This window comes from Mycolicibacterium tokaiense (assembly GCF_010725885.1).
GTDB classification, from domain to species: Bacteria; Actinomycetota; Actinomycetes; order Mycobacteriales; family Mycobacteriaceae; genus Mycobacterium; species Mycobacterium tokaiense.
In genome coordinates, this window is sequence record NZ_AP022600.1 from 1,745,322 (window position 1) to 1,764,435 (window position 19,114).

Sequence of the window (19,114 nt, forward strand, 5' to 3'; positions counted from 1 at the left end):
GAAATGTGGCGCTGCCGAAACCCGCTGGCGTCACAGTGACGTTTCTCCCCCGGGTCCCTGGTCACCGGAAAACAGCATCATCACGGCTTGGTTCGGTCCATCATGTCGACGATGCGCTGCAGATCATCAACCGACCCGAACTCCACGACGATCTTGCCCTTGCGCTTGCCCAGACTGACCGTCACCCGGGTATCGAACGCACCGGACAGCCGTTCGGCCACATCCTGCAGCCCGGGCATCTGGATCGGCTTGCGGCGCGGGGCCGACGGGGCCTTGCCGTCCCCGCGGTTGGCCAGCGTCACCGCCTCCTCGGTGGCGCGCACCGACAAACCCTCGGCCACGATGCGCGCGGCCAGTTCCTCCTGAGCCTCGGCGCCGGCCTCCAGCGCCAACAGCGCCCGGGCGTGCCCGGCCGAGAGCACCCCGGCGGCCACCCGGCGCTGCACCGCGATGGGCAACCGGAGCAGTCGGATCATATTGGTGATCAACGGGCGGGACCGACCGATACGCGACGCCAGTTCATCGTGGGTGACCCCGAACTCGTCGAGCAGCTGCTGGTACGCCGCAGCCTCTTCCAACGGGTTCAACTGGGCGCGGTGGATGTTCTCCAACAGCGCGTCGCGGAGCATGTCATTGTCGGTGGTCTCGCGCACGATCGACGGAATGGTCGCCAATCCCGCTTCCTGCGACGCGCGCCACCGCCGCTCCCCCATCACCAGCTGGTAGCGCGCCGGCGCTCCTGGGGCGGTGTTCGGCAACGCACGCACCACGATGGGCTGCATCAAACCGAACTCTTTGATGGAGTGCACCAGCTCGTTGAGCGCCTCTTCGTCGAACACCTGACGCGGCTGACGAGGGTTGGGCTCGATGGCTGCGGGATCGATCTCCCGGTACACCGCGCCGACTTCGCTCACCGCCGGCGGCGGACCGCCGATCAGGACGTCCGCCGCAGCGCTGCCCAATTTCGGACTCAGCGAACCAGTGTCACCGTCGGCCGGTCCGGTCGGGATCAGCGCACCGAGACCCCGTCCGAGGCCACCCTTGCGTCGCGATGCTTGCGTCATGCGTGTCCCTTCGGTGTGGCGGCACCGCGCTCGGCGAGTTCGCGGCTGGCGTCGAGATAGCTCATGGCACCCCGCGAACCGGGGTCGTAGTCAATGATGGTCATGCCGTAACCGGGCGCTTCGGACACCTTCACACTGCGCGGTATCACCGTCCGCAGCACCTTGTCACCGAAGAAGCGGCGCACCTCGTCGGCGACCTGGTCCGCGAGCTTCGTGCGCCCGTCGTACATCGTCAACAGCACTGTGGTGACATTCAAAGTGGGGTTCAGATGCGCCTTGACCATCTCGATGTTGTTCATCAGCTGGGACACACCCTCGAGTGCGTAGTACTCGCACTGGATGGGGATCAACACCTCCGGTGCCGCTACCAACGCGTTCAACGTGAGCAGTCCCAGCGACGGTGGGCAGTCGATGAACACGTAGTCGAAGTCGGAGTCGGCGAGCTCAGTCAACGCATTGCGCAGCCGGTTCTCCCGTGCCACCAGTGAGACCAGTTCGATCTCCGCACCGGCCAGGTCGATGGTCGCGGGCACACAGAACAGGCGCTGATTGTTCGGGCTCTGCTGGACCGCCTCATGCAAGGTGACCTCACCGATGAGCACCTCATAGGACGACGGCGTCCCCGACTGGCGACGCTCGATGCCCAAGGCGGTGCTGGCATTGCCCTGGGGATCGAGGTCGATCACCAGAACCTTCAGGCCCTGGACCGCCAGGGCCGCAGCCATGTTGACCGCCGTGGTCGTCTTACCCACGCCGCCCTTCTGGTTGGCGATGGTGAAGACCCGGCGATGCAGCGGGCGTGGTAAGAGATTGGCGGTGTGGAGTACGTGCATGGCACGCTCGGCGGCCGCACCGATCGGGGTGTCCGAGCCGCTCCCCCCGGTCCACGTTTCACGTGAAACAGTTTCACGTGAAACATCGGCCCCCCGCGGTGGCACGCTCATCGACCCCTCCTGCCCGACGGCTTGCGCTGCCGCTGTCTCGACTCCGCCGTGCGACGCGCCACTACGACGGTCGCCGGCGGCTCTAGATACTCCACGCCACATCTCATCACCTTCGGGTCTACAACACCTAACGATGCCATGGCGGCGCTGTGTTCGGCGATCTCGGACTCCGCCCGGTCACCCTTGAGCGCCAGCATCAGCCCATCCGCCTTCAGCAGCGGCGCGGTCCAGCGCGTCAGCTTGTCCAGCGCGGCGACCGCGCGAGAGGTGACGAAATCGAAGTCTGCGCCCTCGCGCGCGGCCGGCTCCTCCGCGCGATGCCGAGACACCCGCACTCCGTCCAGCGCAAGCTCATCGATCACGTACTCCAGAAACACGGTGCGGCGCAGCATCGGCTCGATCAGCGTGACGTCGAGGTCCGGCCTGGCGATCGCGAGCGGGATACCGGGCAGCCCCGCACCGCTTCCCACGTCCGCACCGCGTTGTCCCTCGGGGATCAGCTCGGCGATCGCGGCGCTGTTGAGAACATGGCGATCCCACAGTCGCTCGGTCTCGCGAGGTCCGATCAGACCCCGCTCCACTCCGTCCGTCGCAAGAATCTCGACATACCGCTGCGCCAACGCCAAACGGCCGCCGAACACGTCGGCGGCCGCTTCTGGGACACTCGCCGCGTGGTCGTGTTTCACGTGAAACATCCTCCCCGATCGACGAGAACTACATCAATGTAACTAGCTCAATCAACCAGGATCACGACACGGCGAGACGGCTCCACACCCTCACTCTCGCTGTGCACCCCCGCAACCGCGGCCACAGCGTCGTGCACGATCTTGCGCTCGAACGGCGTCATCGGAGCCAGCTGCTCGCGCTCCCCGCTCTCGAGCACTCGTCGGGCCACCTTGTCCCCGAGCGCCGCCAACTCATCACGGCGGCGACGACGCCAGCTGGCGATGTCCAGCATCAACCGGCTACGCTCCCCCGTCTTCTGGTGCACGGCCAGCCGGGTCAGCTCCTGGAGTGCATCGAGCACCTCGCCCTTACGACCGACCAACTTCACCAGGTCCTCACCGCCGTCGATGCTCACCACCGCGCGGGACCCTTCCACGTCGAGATCGATGTCACCGTCGAAGTCCAGGATGTCCAGGAGCTCTTCGAGGTAGTCACCGGCGATCTCGCCTTCGGCCACCAATCGGTCTTCCTGATCACCCGGCTTGCCCGTGGACTCAGCCTGGTCCTCGGTGACGACGGCCGTCTCGTCGACCTCGACGGGCTGTTCGGTGGTCTCTGCTTCAGTCATTTCCATCCCTCTCAGTCACACTGTGGCTTCCACACCGTGCCGATGAACCCGGAGGTCGTCAGGCACAACAGTGTCGGTCTTCACTTGGCGGCGGCTCTGGGTTCCCTACCCGCGCCTGCCGTGCGGTCAGCGTTTGCGTTTTTTGGGTTTGGCCCCGGGCCGCGGCGTGTTCGTCGGGGCGGCAGCGCCATTGGTCTTCGCCGTCGGAGTCTCGGGCGCCGTGTCAGCGACCGGTGCCTCGTCCTCGGTGGACGAGGTGGCGGCCGTACCGGTGCCGGGCTTCTTCTTCGGCTTCTTACCGGGGGCCGGGGCATTGGCAGCCCGCCGCTCGATGGCTTCCTGCTTCTTGGCTTCTTCTTCTTCCTCGATCTTGCCGAAGACGTAATGCTGCTGCCCGAAGGTCCAGATGTTGTTGGCGAACCAGTACAGGATGATCGCCAGCGGAAGGAACGGACCACCCACGGTCACGCCCAGGGGAAAGACGTAGAGCGCCAGCTTGTTCATGATCGCGGTCTGCGGATTGGCAGCCGCCTCAGGGCTCTGCCGCGCGATCGAGGCGCGGCTGTTGAAATAGGTCGCCACACCGGCGGCGATCATCACCGGTACACCCACCAGGATCACGGCCACCCGGTCGAATTCGGTGAACGCGTCCAGACCGGTGGTCTGGATCATGGTGGCGCCCAGCGGCGCACCGAAGAGGTTGGCATCCAGGAAGTTGCGGACGTCGGCGGCGCTGAAGAAGTAGTTCGCTGTCTGTGCGTTCTCGGCCACCGACAACTGCAGCTGACCGAAACCGCCCTGGGTGCGGTTGAAGGAGCGCAGCACATGGAACAGGCCGATGAACACCGGGATCTGCGCCAGCATCGGCAGACAGCCGAGGATCGGGTTGAAGCCGTGTTCACGCTGCAGCTTCTGCATCTCCAGCGCCATGCGTTGGCGATCCTTGCCGTACTTCTTCTGCAACGCCTTGATCTGCGGCTGCAACTCCTGCATCTGCCGCGTGGTGCGGATCTGCCGCACGAACGGCTTGTAGAGGATCGCGCGGAGCGTGAACACCAGGAACATCACCGCCAGCGCCCACGCGAAGAAATTCGACGGCCCGAGCAGGAAAGCGAACGCCTTGTACCAGACCCACATGATCCCGGAGACCGGGTAGTAGATGAAGTCCAGGCTGAACCAATTAAACATACGACTCGTTTCTGCCGCCGCTCACGGCATCTGTATCTGGAGTCCTGTCGGGACGGTCGGGGATCGGGTCCCATCCTCCCCGATGCCATGGTCCACACTTCGCCAGGCGAACCACTGTCAGCCAAGAGCCTCGGAGCAGACCGAACTCGGTGAGCGCATCGACGGCGTACTGGCTACAGGTCGGGGTGAATCGGCACGTGGGCAGGCGCAGCGGCGAGACCGTGTGGCGGTAGAGCTGAATGAGGAAGATCAGCGCGCGGGTGGGGAATCGCCGATTCATCGGCGTGCACCCGGTGAACGGTGAGCGCGGTCGAGACCCGCCCGCAGTTGACGGTCCAGCACGGGTGAGGACGCCGCCGCACTGCCGGGAAGTGCCCGGATGACCACCCGGTCACACGGATCCAGATTGTCGACGACAGCGCGAGCCACGTGCCGCAACTTGCGGGCGACCCGGTGGCGGACCACCGCCGTACCCACGGATTTGGCGACGACGAGCCCGATACGGGGACCGTCAGGATGTCCCTCGTCGTGATGTCGATGGACTACGAGATCAGACTGCGCCGCCCGGGCGCCACGTCTGACAGTGGTACCGAACTCGGCGGACCGGGTCATCCGATACTGCGCGGGGAGCAACGTCGGAGACTGCCTGTGTGAATCAGGCAGTCAGCGAGCGACGCCCCTTGCGGCGCCGGCCGGTCACGATCGCGCGGCCCGCGCGCGTGCGCATCCGGAGCCGGAATCCATGCACCCGTGCGCGGCGCCGGTTGTTCGGCTGGAAGGTCCGCTTGCCCTTGGCCACGGCTGTCTCTCCTTGTTGCGTTTGGCCAGCGACACTGCGCCTGCAGTTCACAGGCGAGCGCGATGGCCGTTGGTAAGCTCACTGCGTCTTGCTCGAAACCGGCGCGGTTCACACGGATCGACAAACCTGATCCGGGTTCGCTGCCGTGCCGCCGACGTTCGGGCGACTGTTCGAGGGTACTGACGCGGTTGCGCTGGGTCAAACCTGCTTGTTCCCGCCTGCGCCAGCGCCGGAAACCTCAACCTCAGACGGGTCACCGGCGGCAACGGTCGTGAGCCCGCCCAGCGCCCGCCGGAAGCTTTACGGAATGTTGTCGAACGGTTGGCACCCCGAGATAAAACTGTTAGCTTCTGCCAATGCCGTTTCCGACCGGGACGGCCACGACAACCAAGCGAGGATGCCGGGTCGAGAGCCTCCGCGGATTGCACCATCTGCGAATCGAACCCACATCGCGTCGCCGCTAGACTGCCAGGCGAGGACCAACCGCCGACACTGTCCACACCTGTGGATAACTCTGTGGATGGTTGGACTCGACCCGTCGGTTGTGTACCAAATCAGTTCGAATCAGGGGGATCCGTCGTTGACTGATGACCCCGGGACCGGCTTCGCGACCATGTGGAGCGACGTCGTCTCCGAACTCAACGGTGACCTCCCCAGTAACGGCACCAACGGCGAGAGCCTGGTTCGTCCCCTCACACCGCAACAGCGGGCGTGGCTCAAGCTCGTCAAACCTCTGACCATCGTGGAGGGCTTCGCCCTGCTCTCGGTGCCCAGCAGTTTCGTGCAGAACGAGATCGAACGGCATCTGCGGATCCAGATCACCGACGCCCTGAGTCGCCGGCTCGGTCAACGCGTCGAACTCGGCGTCCGCATCGCGCCCCCCGACGACAACGACGACGGTCTGGCTCTGGTCACCGATCTCAACCCCGAGATGGCCGACACTCCCGCCGAGTCCGACGAGGTCGATGAGGACAGTGAGGCGCTGGCCAGCGCACACGAGAGCTGGCCGTCCTACTTCAACGGCCATCGCAACACCCAGCCCTCGCCGGCCGCCGAAGGTGCCAGCCTGAACCGTCGCTACACCTTCGACACCTTCGTCATCGGCGCCTCCAACCGCTTCGCCCACGCCGCCGCGCTGGCCATCGCCGAAGCGCCCGCGCGCGCCTACAACCCCCTGTTCATCTGGGGCGAATCCGGGCTCGGCAAGACCCACCTGCTGCACGCCGCAGGCAACTACGCCCAGCGTCTCTTTCCGGGCATGCGGGTGAAGTACGTCTCCACCGAGGAATTCACCAACGACTTCATCAACTCGCTGCGCGACGACCGCAAGGTCGCGTTCAAGCGCAGTTACCGCGACATCGATGTGCTGCTGGTCGACGACATCCAGTTCATCGAGGGCAAAGAAGGTATCCAGGAGGAGTTCTTCCACACCTTCAACACCCTGCACAACGCGAACAAACAGATCGTGATCTCGTCCGACCGCCCGCCCAAACAGCTGGCCACCCTGGAGGACCGGCTGCGCACCCGCTTCGAATGGGGTCTGATCACCGACGTCCAGCCGCCGGAGCTGGAGACGCGTATCGCCATCCTGCGCAAGAAGGCGCAGATGGAACGCCTCGATGTGCCCGACGACGTCCTCGAGCTCATCGCCAGCAGCATCGAACGCAACATCCGCGAACTCGAAGGCGCGCTGATCCGCGTCACGGCATTTGCCTCGCTGAACCAGACGCAGATCGACAAGGCACTGGCCGAGATCGTCCTGCGCGACCTGATCGCCGACGCCGGCACCATGCAGATCAGCGCGGCCACCATCATGGCCGCCACAGCCGAGTACTTCGACACCACCGTCGAGGAACTGCGCGGCCCCGGCAAGACCAGGGCCTTGGCGCAGTCCCGCCAGATCGCCATGTACCTGTGCCGCGAGCTGACCGACCTCTCCCTCCCCCGCATCGGTCAGGCCTTCGGCCGCGACCACACCACGGTGATGTACGCGCAGAAGAAGATCCTCAACGAGATGGCTTACCGCCGAGAGGTCTTCGATCACGTCAAAGAGCTCACCGCGCGGATCCGCCAGCGCTCCAAGCGCTGAAGCACACCCCGATCGACCCGCTCCGCCGACCATGTCGGCGTGTCGCCCCCTGCGTGCCGTCGCCAATATTTCGTCACAGTGACCCCAGCGGTCCCACGCCACCATGTGGACGCCCCTGTGTACAACCTGGTTGCCGGTGGGATGAAATCCGGGACAGTCGCGCACAACCACACGTTCTCCACAGCTGCCCGATGTTGTGCGCACAACCATCCACCGGTTCTGCACACCCCCGCAGCGGTCTGGTCAGCACCGGAACCCTGTCATCCCCAATGTGCACAGCCCCTAATACTGTTGCTTATCTTTATCTCTAATCTTCTTTCCAACAGAAGGGGCTTGGGGACATCGTCGTCTCACCGGCCCAACGGCGGCATGCAGCGCAGGTGTCGGCCCGATCGGTTAGCTTTCAAGTTCCAGGAGAAAGCTCTACGGTGAGTCTTCGACTGCGGCTACGGTCGTTGTGCTGGACGTGATCGTGTGATTGAAGGGACGCTATGGCCGTGGCCACCACCGTGGGACTGACCGACTTGAAGTTCCGCCTGGTTCGAGACGACTTCGCCGACGCCGTGGCGTGGGTGGCGCGCAATCTGCCGTCCCGTCCCACCGTGCCGGTGCTGGCCGGAGTGCTGCTGACCGGGTCCGATGAGGGCCTGACCATTTCCGGGTTCGACTACGAAGTGTCCGCCGAAGTCCAGGTTGCCGCCGAAATCGCCTCTCCTGGTGCAGTTCTGGTCTCCGGGAGGCTGCTCTCCGACATCACCCGGGCCTTGCCGAACAAGCCGGTGGACGTCAGCGTGGAAGGCACCCGGGTGTCGCTCACCTGCGGCAGCGCCCGCTTCTCCCTGCCCACCATGGCTGTCGAGGATTACCCGACCCTGCCGACCCTGCCCGAGGACACCGGGGTGGTGCCCTCGGATCTGTTCGCTGAGGCCATCGGCCAGGTGGCGGTGGCGGCCGGCCGCGATGACACCCTGCCGATGCTGACCGGCATCCGCGTGGAGATCTCCGGCGACAACGTGGTGCTCGCCGCCACCGACCGGTTCCGGCTGGCGGTCCGCGAGGTGACCTGGTCGACCACCGGCCCGGAGACCGAGGCCGCGGTGCTGGTCCCGGCCAAGACGTTGGCCGAGGCGGCCAAGACGGGCACCGGGGGTGCCGATGTGCACCTGTCGCTGGGCTCCGGCGCGGGCGTCGGTAAGGAGGGTCTGCTGGGTATCCGCAGCAGCGGCAAACGCAGCACCACCCGACTCCTCGACGCGGAGTTCCCGAAGTTCCGGCAGCTGCTGCCCAGTGAGCACACCGCCGTGGCCACCATCGGGGTGGCCGAACTCACCGAAGCCATCAAGCGTGTGGCCCTGGTTGCCGACCGCGGTGCGCAGGTGCGCATGGAATTCGGTGACGGCGTGCTGCGGCTGTCCGCCGGCGCCGACGATGTCGGGCGGGCCGAGGAAGACCTGCCCGTGGAGTTCGCCGGGGAACCCCTGACCATCGCCTTCAATCCCACCTATCTCACCGACGGGCTCAGCTCGTTGCACTCGGAGCGGGTGTCCTTCGGGTTCACCACCCCGAGCAAGCCGGCGGTGCTGCGCCCGGCGTCCGGAGATGACGCCGACGCGACACCCACCGGTAACGGTCCGTTCCCGGCCGAGCACACAGACTATGTGTATCTGCTGATGCCGGTCCGACTTCCGGGCTGACCGTCGTCCGAGTTCCGTAGAGGAAGGTTTTTGCATGCAGTTGGGTCTCGTGGGTTTGGGCAAAATGGGTTTCAACATGCGCGAGCGACTGCGCGAAGGTGGCCATGAGGTAGTGGGCTTCGACCCCCGTCCCGAGGTCAGCGACGTGCCGGATCTCGCCGGACTCGCGGCGAGCCTGCAGGGGCCCAGGGTGGTCTGGGTGATGGTCCCGTCGGGGCCGATCACTCGCGAGACCATCGTCGGACTGGCTGACGTGCTCAGCGAGGGCGACCTGGTGATCGACGGCGGCAACTCCCGCTACACCGAAGACAAGCCGCATGCAGAACTGTTGGCGCACAAGGGCATCGGCTTCATCGACGCCGGCGTGTCCGGCGGTATCTGGGGCCTGACCGAGGGCTACGGCCTGATGGTCGGGGGCAGCGACGACGACATCGCACGCGTGATGCCGATCTTCGACACGCTGCGCCCCCCCGGCCCCCGCGAAGACGGATTTGTCCACGCCGGACCTGTCGGCGCCGGGCACTTCACCAAGATGGTGCACAACGGCATCGAGTACGCGTTGATGACCGCGTACGCCGAGGGTTACGAGGTGCTGGCAGCCGAGGACCTGGTCAAGGACCCGCAAGCGGTGTACCAGGCCTGGACCAACGGAACGGTGGTCCGCTCCTGGCTGCAGCAGTTGCTGGCCAAGGCACTCAAGGAAGATCCGGAGCTGGCTCAGATCAGCGGGTACACCGAGGATTCCGGTGAGGGCCGCTGGACGGTGGAGGAAGCGATCCGGCTCCGCGTGCCGGTTCCCAGTATCGCCGCTTCGCTGTTCGCCCGGTTCCTGTCCCGTCAAGACGACTCCCCGACCATGAAAGCTGTTGCTGCGCTGCGTAATCAGTTCGGCGGCCACGCGGTCAAGCGGGTCGGGCTGTCCGGCTGACCTTGTTCGTCCGCCACCTCGGGCTACGCGATTTCCGTTCGTGGGAGACCGCCGACCTCGATCTGGAACCGGGACGTACTGTCCTGATCGGGCCCAACGGCTATGGCAAGACCAATCTCGTTGAGGCACTGTGGTATTCGTCGACGCTCAATTCGCACCGGGTGGCCACTGACGCTCCGTTGATCCGAGCGGGCGCCGGCCGTGCGCTGGTGTCCACCATCGTGGTCAACGACGGCCGGGAACTGGCCGTGGATCTGGAGATCGCGGCGGGCCGGGCCAACAAGGCCCGGCTCAACCGATCCCCTGTGCGCACCCCCCGGGAAGTCCTCGGTGTGCTGCATGCGGTGCTGTTCGCCCCTGAGGATCTGGCGCTGGTGCGCGGGGAACCCGGCGAGCGCCGGCGGTATCTCGATGATCTCGCGACCATCCGCCGTCCTCGGATCGCCGCTGTGCGTGCCGATTACGACAAAGTGCTCAAGCAGCGGACCGCGCTGCTGAAGACCGCGACCGGAGGCCGTTATCGCCGGGATGGTTCGGTCCTGGACACCCTGGATGTCTGGGACGGGCACCTGGCCGCCCACGGCGCCGAATTGATCGCCGCACGGCTGCAGCTGGTGGCCGCGCTGGCCCCGGAGGTCGAGAAGGCCTACCAGGTGTTGGCACCGTCGTCGCGTCCGGCCGCGATCAGTTACCGCAGCGCGGTGGAGCAGGTGCGCGAAGCCGGCGCCGCGGAGGATGTGGAATTTCTGGAAGCCGCACTGCTGGATGCCCTGGCCCGGCGCCGCGACGCGGAGTTGGAGCGTGGCGTGTGCCTGGTCGGGCCGCACCGCGACGACCTGGACCTGATACTGGGTGACCAGCCCGCCAAAGGCTATGCCAGCCACGGCGAATCGTGGTCGATGGCGCTTGCACTGCGGTTGGCCTCCTACGAGCTGCTGCGGCAGGAAAGTGGCGACCCGGTGCTGTTGCTCGACGATGTTTTTGCCGAACTCGACACCGCGCGCCGGCGCGCCCTGGCCACCGTCGCGGCCTCCGCCGAGCAGGTGCTGGTGACCGCGGCCGTGGAGGACGACGTGCCGCCGGAGTGGGATGTGCGGCGGATCCACATCGATCTGCAGGAGTCGGAGCAGGGCCGGATGTCGGTGGTGAGGCAGTGAGCGACGACGAGGACGACGGCCCGGTCAAGCCGCCCGCCCATCTGGCCCATCTGTCGGGCATGGATCTGGTGCGCCGCACCCTGGAAGAAGCCCGGGGCGCCGCCCGCAGCCAGGGCAAGGACACCGGACGCGGGGGTCGCTCCCCCGCACCCAAGCGCATCGCCGGCAATCGCAGCAGACGGACCTGGTCGGGTCCGGGCCCGGACCGCCGGGATCCGCAGACACTGGCTGCGGCGGTCAAGGACCTGGCCGCCACGCGCGGCTGGAACAAGCAGGTGTCCGAAGGTGCGGTGTTCGGGCAGTGGGAGTCGGTGGTGGGCGAGCAGATCGCTTCCCACGCCACCCCGACGACACTGCGCGAGGGCGTGCTCAGTGTGGCGGCCGAGTCGACCGCCTGGGCCACCCAGCTGCGGATGGTGCAGTCCCAGCTGCTGGCCAAGATCGCCGCGGCGGTCGGCGACGGTGTGGTGACGTCGTTGAAGATCACCGGCCCGACCGCTCCGTCGTGGCGCAAAGGCCCCCGGCACATCGCCGGACGGGGGCCTCGGGACACCTACGGCTGAGAGCCGCAATAAGCGCAGATTCTCGCCCGCACGCCGTCGTGACGCTCCCATATCCGAGAAATCTTGTGCACGGCGCGACTAGCTGGCTGGAAACGCGCCCTGAGCATCGGTGCTGTGTGTTGCAAGCGGTAGAATCGACCAGTAACACCTGCAGCGGTGCTCGGCCGCGCATGCACAACCCCAAGGAGACGCGTCCGACGTGGCTGCCCAAGACCAGTATGGTGCCGATTCGATCAAGGTTCTCGAAGGACTCGAGGCAGTTCGTAAACGGCCCGGCATGTATATCGGTTCCACGGGTGAACGAGGACTGCACCACCTCATCTGGGAGGTTGTCGACAACGCCGTGGACGAGGCCATGGCCGGCTTCGCGACCAAGGTCGATGTACGCATCCTCGAGGACGGCGGCGTCGAGGTCACCGATGACGGCCGCGGTATCCCGGTGGCCATGCACTCCACGGGCATTCCCACCATCGACGTGGTGATGACCGTGCTGCACGCCGGCGGCAAGTTCGAAGAAGGTGCCTACCAGGTGTCCGGCGGTCTGCACGGCGTGGGCGTTTCCGTTGTGAATGCCCTGTCCACCCGGTTGGAGGCCGATGTCCGCAAGGACGGCCACGAGTGGTTCCAGACCTACGAGCGCTCGGTGCCCGGGACCCTGCGCCAAGGTGAGAAGACCCGGGAAACCGGCACCACCATCCGGTTCTGGGCCGACCCCGACATCTTCGAGACCACCACCTATGACTTCGAGACGGTCGCGCGCCGCCTGCAGGAGATGGCGTTCCTGAACAAGGGGCTGACCATCAACCTCAGCGATGAGCGGGTGACCGCTGACGAGGTGGTCGACGAGGTGGTCAGCGACACCGCCGAGGCACCCAAGACCGCGGAGGAGAAAGCCGCGGAATCGGCTGCGCCGCACAAGATCAAGAAGCGCACCTTCCACTACCCCGGTGGCCTGGTCGACTTCGTCAAGCACATCAACCGCACCAAGACCGCCATCCAGGGCAGCGTCATCGACTTCGACGGCAAGGGCCCCGGCCACGAGGTCGAGATCGCGATGCAGTGGAACGCCGGTTACTCGGAGTCGGTGCACACCTTTGCCAACACCATCAACACCCACGAGGGCGGAACGCATGAAGAGGGCTTCCGCGCCGCCCTGACGACGGTGGTCAACAAGTACGCCAAAGACAAGAAGCTGCTCAAGGACAAGGATCCGAACCTCACCGGTGACGACATCCGCGAAGGTCTGGCCGCGGTCATCTCGGTGAAGGTGTCTCAGCCCCAGTTCGAGGGTCAGACCAAGACCAAGCTGGGCAACACCGAGGTCAAGTCGTTCGTGCAGAAGATCTGCAACGAGGAGTTGCAGCACTGGTTCGACGCGAATCCCGCGGAAGCCAAGATCGTGGTCAACAAGGCGGTGTCCTCGGCGCAGGCGCGGATGGCCGCCCGCAAGGCGCGCGAGCTGGTGCGGCGCAAGAGTGCCACCGACCTGGGTGGTCTGCCCGGCAAGCTGGCCGACTGCCGCTCCACCGATCCCAGCAAGTCCGAACTGTATGTGGTGGAGGGCGATTCGGCCGGCGGCTCGGCCAAGAGCGGCCGCGACTCCATGTTCCAGGCCATCCTGCCGCTGCGCGGCAAGATCATCAACGTGGAAAAGGCGCGCATCGATCGCGTGCTGAAGAACACCGAGGTCCAGGCCATCATCACCGCTCTGGGCACCGGCATCCACGACGAGTTCGACCTCGCCCGGCTGCGGTATCACAAGATCGTGCTGATGGCCGACGCCGACGTCGACGGCCAGCACATCTCCACGCTCCTGCTGACCCTGCTGTTCCGGTTCATGCGCCCGCTCATCGAGAACGGCCACGTGTTCCTGGCACAGCCGCCGCTGTACAAGCTGAAATGGCAACGCAGCGAACCCGAGTTCGCGTACTCCGACCGGGAGCGGGACGGTCTGCTCGAAGCCGGCCGGGCCGCGGGTAAGCGGATCAACGTCGATGACGGCATCCAGCGCTACAAGGGTCTGGGTGAGATGGACGCCAAGGAACTGTGGGAGACCACGATGGATCCGTCGGTGCGGGTGCTGCGTCAGATCACCCTCGACGACGCCGCCGCAGCCGATGAGCTGTTCTCGATCCTGATGGGCGAGGACGTCGAGGCCCGCCGCAGCTTCATCACCCGCAATGCCAAAGACGTTCGCTTCCTTGATGTTTAAGACTGAGGATCAATTGAATGACTGACACCATGCCGCCCGAGGGTGAAGCAGGCGACCGGATCGAACCGGTCGACATCCAGCAGGAGATGCAGCGCAGCTACATCGACTACGCCATGAGCGTCATCGTCGGCCGCGCCCTGCCGGAGGTCCGCGACGGCCTCAAGCCGGTGCACCGTCGCGTGCTCTACGCCATGTACGACTCGGGCTTCCGTCCCGACCGCGGGCACGCGAAATCCGCACGCTCGGTTGCCGAGACGATGGGTAACTACCACCCGCACGGCGACTCCTCGATCTACGACACCCTGGTGCGCATGGCGCAGCCGTGGTCGCTGCGTTATCCCCTGGTCGACGGGCAGGGCAACTTCGGTTCGCCGGGTAACGATCCGCCAGCCGCCATGCGGTACACCGAGGCGCGGCTGACCCCGCTGGCCATGGAAATGCTGCGCGAAATCGACGAGGAGACAGTCGATTTCATCCCCAACTACGACGGCCGCGTGCAGGAACCCACGGTCCTGCCCAGCCGGTTCCCCAACCTGCTGGCCAACGGCTCCGGCGGTATCGCCGTCGGTATGGCCACCAACATCCCGCCGCACAACCTGCGCGAGTTGGCCGAGGCCGTCTACTGGTGCCTGGAGAACCACGAGGCCGACGAGGAGGCCACGCTGGCCGCGGTGATGGAACGGGTCAAGGGGCCCGACTTCCCCACCCACGGCCTGATCGTCGGCTCCTCGGGCATCAACGACGCCTACACCACCGGACGCGGTTCCATCCGGATGCGCGGCGTGGTGGAGATCGAGGAAGACAGCAAGGGCCGCAATTCCCTTGTCATCACCGAACTTCCGTACCAGGTCAACCATGACAACTTCATCACCTCCATCGCCGAGCAGGTCCGCGACGCCAAGCTCACCGGTATCTCCAACATCGAGGACCAGTCCTCGGATCGGGTGGGTCTGCGCATCGTCGTCGAGCTCAAGCGCGACGCCGTGGCCAAGGTGGTGCTGAACAACCTCTACAAGCACACCCAGCTGCAGACCAGCTTCGGTGCCAACATGCTGTCCATCGTCGACGGGGTGCCGCGCACCCTGCGGCTGGACCAGATGATCCGCCTGTACGTGGCGCATCAGCTCGATGTGATCAACCGGCGCACCCGGTACCGGTTGCGCAAGGCCAACGAGCGGGCCCACATCCTGCGCGGTCTGGTCAAGGCCCTCGACGCGCTGGACGAAGTGATCGCCCTGATCCGGGCGTCGGCCAGCGCCGACGTCGCGCGTACCGGCTTGATGGAGCTGTTGGACGTCGACGAGATCCAGGCCCAGGCCATCCTCGACATGCAGTTGCGTCGCCTGGCCGCCCTCGAGCGTCAGCGCATCGTCGACGACCTGGCCAAGATCGAAGCCGAGATCGCCGACCTCGAGGACATCCTGGCCAAGCCGGAACGCCAACGCGCCATCGTCCGTGACGAGCTCAAGGAGATCGCCGACAAGTACGGCGACGACCGTCGCACGCGCATCGTCGGGGGCGAGGGCGACGTCACCGACGAGGATCTGATCCAGCGCGAGGACGTGGTGGTCACCATCACCGAAACGGGCTACGCCAAGCGCACCAAGACCGACCTCTACCGCAGCCAGAAGCGCGGCGGCAAGGGCGTCCAGGGTGCGGGTCTCAAGCAGGACGACATCGTCGCGCACTTCTTCGTGTGCTCGACGCACGACTGGATCCTGTTCTTCACCACACAGGGCCGGGTGTACCGGGCGAAGGCCTACGAGCTGCCGGAGGCGTCACGCACGGCGCGCGGTCAGCACGTGGCCAACCTGCTGGCCTTCCAGCCCGAGGAACGCATCGCCCAGGTCATCCAGATCCAGAGCTACCAGGACGCGCCGTACCTGGTGCTGGCCACCCGCAACGGCCTGGTGAAGAAATCCAAGCTGGAGGACTTCGACTCCAACCGTTCCGGCGGCATCGTCGCGGTGAACCTGCGCGACGGCGACGAACTGGTGGGCGCAGTGCTGTGTTCCGCCGAGGACGATCTGCTGCTGGTCTCGGCCAACGGCCAGTCCATCCGGTTCTCGGCAACCGATGAGGCACTGCGACCGATGGGCCGCGCCACCTCCGGTGTGCAGGGCATGCGCTTCAACGAGGACGATCGGCTGCTGTCGCTGAACGTGGTGGTCGAAGGGACGTATCTGCTGGTCGCGACGGCCGGTGGTTACGCCAAGCGGACCGCCATCGACGAGTACACGGTGCAGGGGCGTGGCGGCAAAGGCATCCTCACCATCCAGTACGACCGCAAGCGTGGCAGTCTGGTCGGTGCATTGATCGTCGATGACGAGACGGAGTTGTACGCCATCACCTCGGGCGGCGGGGTCATCAGGACCGCGGCCCGTCAGGTTCGCAAGGCAGGACGCCAGACCAAGGGCGTCCGCTTGATGAACCTGGGTGAAGGCGACACGCTGTTGGCGATCGCACGCAATGCCGAGGATTCCGACGCCGAGGAACTCGAGGCCGTGACCGATGCCGAACCGGGCGTCGAGAGCGGCGACGAGACCGAAGCCTGATCGTCCCCGCACGAGGAGCACAGTGAGTTCACCGAAGGACCCGGGCCACGCCGCACCCGGGGAAGGCCCTGCCAACGGCCATGGGGGCGAGCGGACCGCAGCGGGCACCCGCCCGGCCGGCCCGCCCGCTCGCGCGGGTGAGGGCGGCGCCGAGGCACCGCCGTGGCAACGCGGCGCCGGCCGTCCGCAACAGTCCGGCCCCGCGCGTCCGGTGGAACAGCAGCGTCCAGCGGAGAAGCCACGCTCGCCGGCCTCCGGTCCGGAGCGGCCCACGCGCTACCTCGCCGGGACCGCGGCGCCGGGCGCTCAGCAGAGCACCGATGCCGACCAGGTCCGCACCAAGGAGTACGCCAGCGAACTGCCGGACCTCTCCGGACCGGCACCGCGTTCACCGCGCAAGCCGTCCGAGCCGGCTGCGGCGCAGCGCTCGGGCGGCGGCCGGGTGCAGGTGGCCCCCAGCACCAGGAGCGGCGGTCCGGTGCGGGCCAGCATGCAGATCCGGCGCATCGACCCGTGGAGCGCGCTGAAGGTTTCGCTGCTGCTGTCGATCGCCCTGTTCTTCGTGTGGATGATCGCGGTGGCGTTCCTGTACCTGGTGCTCGGCGGGATGGGTGTATGGACCAAGCTCAACAGCAACGTCGGTGACCTGCTGACCAGTACCAGCGGCAGCACGGGCGGCGAACTGGTGTCCAGCGGCACCATTTTCGGCGGAGCGCTGCTGATCGGGTTGGTGAACATCGTGCTGTTGACTGCGCTGGCCACCGTCGGCGCGTTCATCTACAACCTGACGACCGACATCGTGGGCGGTGTGGAAGTCACCCTGGCTGACCGGGACTGACGCCGTTTTGGTCGGGATGGCATCGGTGCGGTAATCTCGCTGCTCGGTCGTACCGAGTACGGGCCTATAGCTCAGGCGGTTAGAGCGCTTCGCTGATAACGAAGAGGTCGGAGGTTCGAGTCCTCCTAGGCCCACCAGAGCCCGCGGACGGCCGGCAGGAGGGATGCACCGTGAAACGGTTGCTGTTCCTGTCGGCGGTCGTGATCGTGGGCTTGGCGGTGATCCGGTCCCGCCGCGGTGTCGAGGTCTGGCACAGCGTCGACGACACCACCTCCGACAAGGGGCCTTAGCTCAGTTGGTAGAGCGCTGCCTTTGCAAGGCAGATGTCAGGAGTTCGAATCTCCTAGGCTCCACAAGAAGTCCATTCCCGGCCGGCACCCTAGGGTTGTCCCATGGCCGATGACTCCACCACGGTGACACCGGTGCCACGGGTGCGCTCGTCGGAGTACTTCGTCGCCCGCGCCCATCACGGCAAGCAGGCCCGCCAGCAGGCTCCCCGCCGCAAGGCCGCGCACTGGGACGCCGGAGTCCGCCAGGTGCGTGCACTCGATCGGTTACGCGCCCAGGAGGCGGTCCGTGACCCCCGGCTGCTCCCCCTGCGGTACGCGCGCATGGCGTCGTCGCCATGGGCGTACCTGCGGGGTGCGGCGGCGGTGATGGCGGCGGATCTGGCGGCCGCGCCGCACTCCGATCTGACCGTGCAGATGTGCGGCGACGCCCACGTGCTGAACTTCGGCCTCTGGGCCTCCCCCGAGCGCCAGTTGCTGTTCGATGCCCGCGATTTCGACGAGACCCTGCCGGGCCCGTTCGAATGGGATCTCAAGCGTCTGGTGACCAGCATCTACGTGCTGGCCGATGCTGAAGGACTGGGCGGGGTGTGCGCCTCGGACGCCGGTGCGGCGGTGGTGGCCGGGTACCGGGCGGCGATCAAGAGGTACGCGCAGCTCGGTGAACTGGATATCTGGTACGACAAGATCGACACCAGCGTGCCGCTGGGTGACCTGACGTCGGAGTTCGCGGAGTCCGCCGTCCGCAACCTCGACAAGCACGCCGAGAAGCGCACCCACCACGGCGTGGCCCGCCAGCTCGTCGTCGAGGTCGATGGGCAGCGGCGGATCAGCCTGGACCCGATGAAGCGCTTCGATGAAGGCTTCACCCCCGAAGAGCGGATCCGGGTCTACGAGCAGGTGTACGACACCTACCTGGCCTCCATCCCGCCGCACCTGCGCCGACTCGTCGAACGGTTCCAGCGGGTCGACTCTGTGCGCCAGATCGTCGGGGTGGGCAGTGTCGGAATGCGCGTGTGGCTGCACCTGATGGAGGGCGACAGCGGCCGCCAGCCGGTGTTCTTCCAGGTCAAGCAGGCGACTGCGTCGGTGTACGAGGAGTTCCTCGGCCCCAGTGAGTTCGCCAACCACGGCGAGCGGGTGGTGGTGGGTCAGCGCCTGATGCAATCGGCCAGCGACATCTTCCTGGGCCACATGCGGGTGGATGGCAACGACTACTACTCACGCCAGTTCCGGGACATGAAGATCATCCCCAGCGGCAAGCAGATCGCCGGGTACCTGCCGCAGTTCGCCGCCGTGTGCGGGCAGGCGCTGGCCAAGTCACATGCGCGCAGCGGCCACCCGGAGGCGATCGACGGCTACATCGGCAAGGGTGACGCGTTCGCGTCGGGCGTCATCGGTTTTGCGCGCGCCTACGCCGCGCAGACCCACGCCGATCACGCCGACCTGGTCACCGCGATCGCAGCCGGCGAGGTGCCGGCCGCCGAACGCGGTTGGTGAGC

16 protein-coding genes, 2 tRNA genes and 1 pseudogene are annotated in these 19,114 nt (G+C 66.2%); 11 read left to right on the forward strand and 8 right to left on the reverse strand.

Annotated elements, in window-relative coordinates:
- Window positions 1-80 precede the first annotated feature (80 nt).
- The 8 genes and pseudogenes from G6N58_RS08360 to rpmH all read right to left on the reverse strand — a co-directional run bounded on the left by G6N58_RS08360 (window position 81) and on the right by rpmH (window position 5,289).
- On the reverse strand, window positions 81-1,064 hold the full coding sequence (locus G6N58_RS08360) for a ParB/RepB/Spo0J family partition protein (protein ID WP_115279047.1): 984 nt from the start codon (window positions 1,062-1,064) through the stop codon (window positions 81-83).
- Window positions 1,061-1,969, reverse strand: a pseudogene (locus G6N58_RS08365) (ParA family protein); the annotation flags it as partial. The gene G6N58_RS08360 and the pseudogene G6N58_RS08365, both read right to left, overlap by 4 nt.
- A gap of 35 nt (window positions 1,970-2,004) precedes the next feature.
- Complete coding sequence (rsmG, locus tag G6N58_RS08370) at window positions 2,005-2,703, reverse strand: 16S rRNA (guanine(527)-N(7))-methyltransferase RsmG (protein ID WP_068919402.1); 699 nt, start codon at window positions 2,701-2,703, stop codon at window positions 2,005-2,007.
- A 38-nt stretch (window positions 2,704-2,741) separates the two neighbouring features.
- Window positions 2,742-3,302: a Jag family protein gene (locus tag G6N58_RS08375; protein ID WP_115279045.1), complete on the reverse strand. Its 561-nt coding sequence runs from the start codon at window positions 3,300-3,302 to the stop codon at window positions 2,742-2,744.
- A gap of 126 nt (window positions 3,303-3,428) precedes the next feature.
- Complete coding sequence (gene yidC / locus G6N58_RS08380; protein ID WP_115279044.1) at window positions 3,429-4,490, reverse strand: membrane protein insertase YidC; 1,062 nt, start codon at window positions 4,488-4,490, stop codon at window positions 3,429-3,431.
- Window positions 4,483-4,770 (reverse strand): membrane protein insertion efficiency factor YidD, encoded by a 288-nt coding sequence (yidD, locus tag G6N58_RS08385; RefSeq protein ID WP_115279043.1) that lies wholly within the window; start codon window positions 4,768-4,770, stop codon window positions 4,483-4,485. Before yidD ends, yidC begins: the two co-directional genes overlap by 8 nt.
- Window positions 4,767-5,123, reverse strand: coding sequence for a ribonuclease P protein component (rnpA, locus tag G6N58_RS08390; protein WP_115279042.1), 357 nt, complete (start codon window positions 5,121-5,123; stop codon window positions 4,767-4,769). The genes yidD and rnpA overlap by 4 nt, the downstream gene beginning before the upstream one ends.
- 22 nt (window positions 5,124-5,145) lie before the next feature.
- Window positions 5,146-5,289, reverse strand: a complete 144-nt coding sequence (gene rpmH, locus G6N58_RS08395; RefSeq protein ID WP_005142265.1) for a 50S ribosomal protein L34 — start codon at window positions 5,287-5,289, stop codon at window positions 5,146-5,148.
- Between the two features lie 580 nt (window positions 5,290-5,869).
- Between rpmH and dnaA the strand changes: the two genes are divergently transcribed.
- From dnaA to G6N58_RS08450, 11 genes are all read left to right on the forward strand, one after another.
- A complete protein-coding gene (dnaA, locus tag G6N58_RS08400) occupies window positions 5,870-7,378 on the forward strand; it encodes a chromosomal replication initiator protein DnaA (RefSeq protein WP_115281635.1) in 1,509 nt (502 codons plus the stop codon).
- Window positions 7,379-7,869: 491 nt separating this feature from the next.
- On the forward strand, window positions 7,870-9,072 hold the full coding sequence (gene dnaN, locus G6N58_RS08405) for a DNA polymerase III subunit beta (protein ID WP_068914317.1): 1,203 nt from the start codon (window positions 7,870-7,872) through the stop codon (window positions 9,070-9,072).
- Window positions 9,073-9,106: 34 nt separating this feature from the next.
- Window positions 9,107-10,000: a phosphogluconate dehydrogenase (NAD(+)-dependent, decarboxylating) gene (gene gnd, locus G6N58_RS08410; protein ID WP_115279041.1), complete on the forward strand. Its 894-nt coding sequence runs from the start codon at window positions 9,107-9,109 to the stop codon at window positions 9,998-10,000.
- Between the two features lie 2 nt (window positions 10,001-10,002).
- Complete coding sequence (gene recF, locus G6N58_RS08415; RefSeq protein ID WP_068914319.1) at window positions 10,003-11,157, forward strand: DNA replication/repair protein RecF; 1,155 nt, start codon at window positions 10,003-10,005, stop codon at window positions 11,155-11,157.
- Window positions 11,154-11,720, forward strand: coding sequence for a DUF721 family protein (locus G6N58_RS08420; protein ID WP_115279040.1), 567 nt, complete (start codon window positions 11,154-11,156; stop codon window positions 11,718-11,720). The genes recF and G6N58_RS08420 overlap by 4 nt, the downstream gene beginning before the upstream one ends.
- 199 nt (window positions 11,721-11,919) lie before the next feature.
- Complete coding sequence (gyrB, locus tag G6N58_RS08425) at window positions 11,920-13,932, forward strand: DNA topoisomerase (ATP-hydrolyzing) subunit B (RefSeq protein ID WP_068914321.1); 2,013 nt, start codon at window positions 11,920-11,922, stop codon at window positions 13,930-13,932.
- A 17-nt stretch (window positions 13,933-13,949) separates the two neighbouring features.
- Window positions 13,950-16,487: a DNA gyrase subunit A gene (gene gyrA, locus G6N58_RS08430; protein ID WP_115279039.1), complete on the forward strand. Its 2,538-nt coding sequence runs from the start codon at window positions 13,950-13,952 to the stop codon at window positions 16,485-16,487.
- Window positions 16,488-16,509: 22 nt separating this feature from the next.
- Entirely contained in the window at window positions 16,510-17,325 is an 816-nt protein-coding gene (locus G6N58_RS08435; protein WP_115279038.1) for a DUF3566 domain-containing protein, read from the forward strand.
- 60 nt (window positions 17,326-17,385) lie between these two features.
- A tRNA-Ile gene (locus tag G6N58_RS08440) sits at window positions 17,386-17,462 on the forward strand.
- Between the two features lie 143 nt (window positions 17,463-17,605).
- Window positions 17,606-17,678, forward strand: a tRNA-Ala gene (locus G6N58_RS08445).
- A gap of 39 nt (window positions 17,679-17,717) precedes the next feature.
- Complete coding sequence (locus G6N58_RS08450) at window positions 17,718-19,112, forward strand: DUF2252 domain-containing protein (RefSeq protein ID WP_197746412.1); 1,395 nt, start codon at window positions 17,718-17,720, stop codon at window positions 19,110-19,112.
- Window positions 19,113-19,114: the final 2 nt, after the last annotated feature.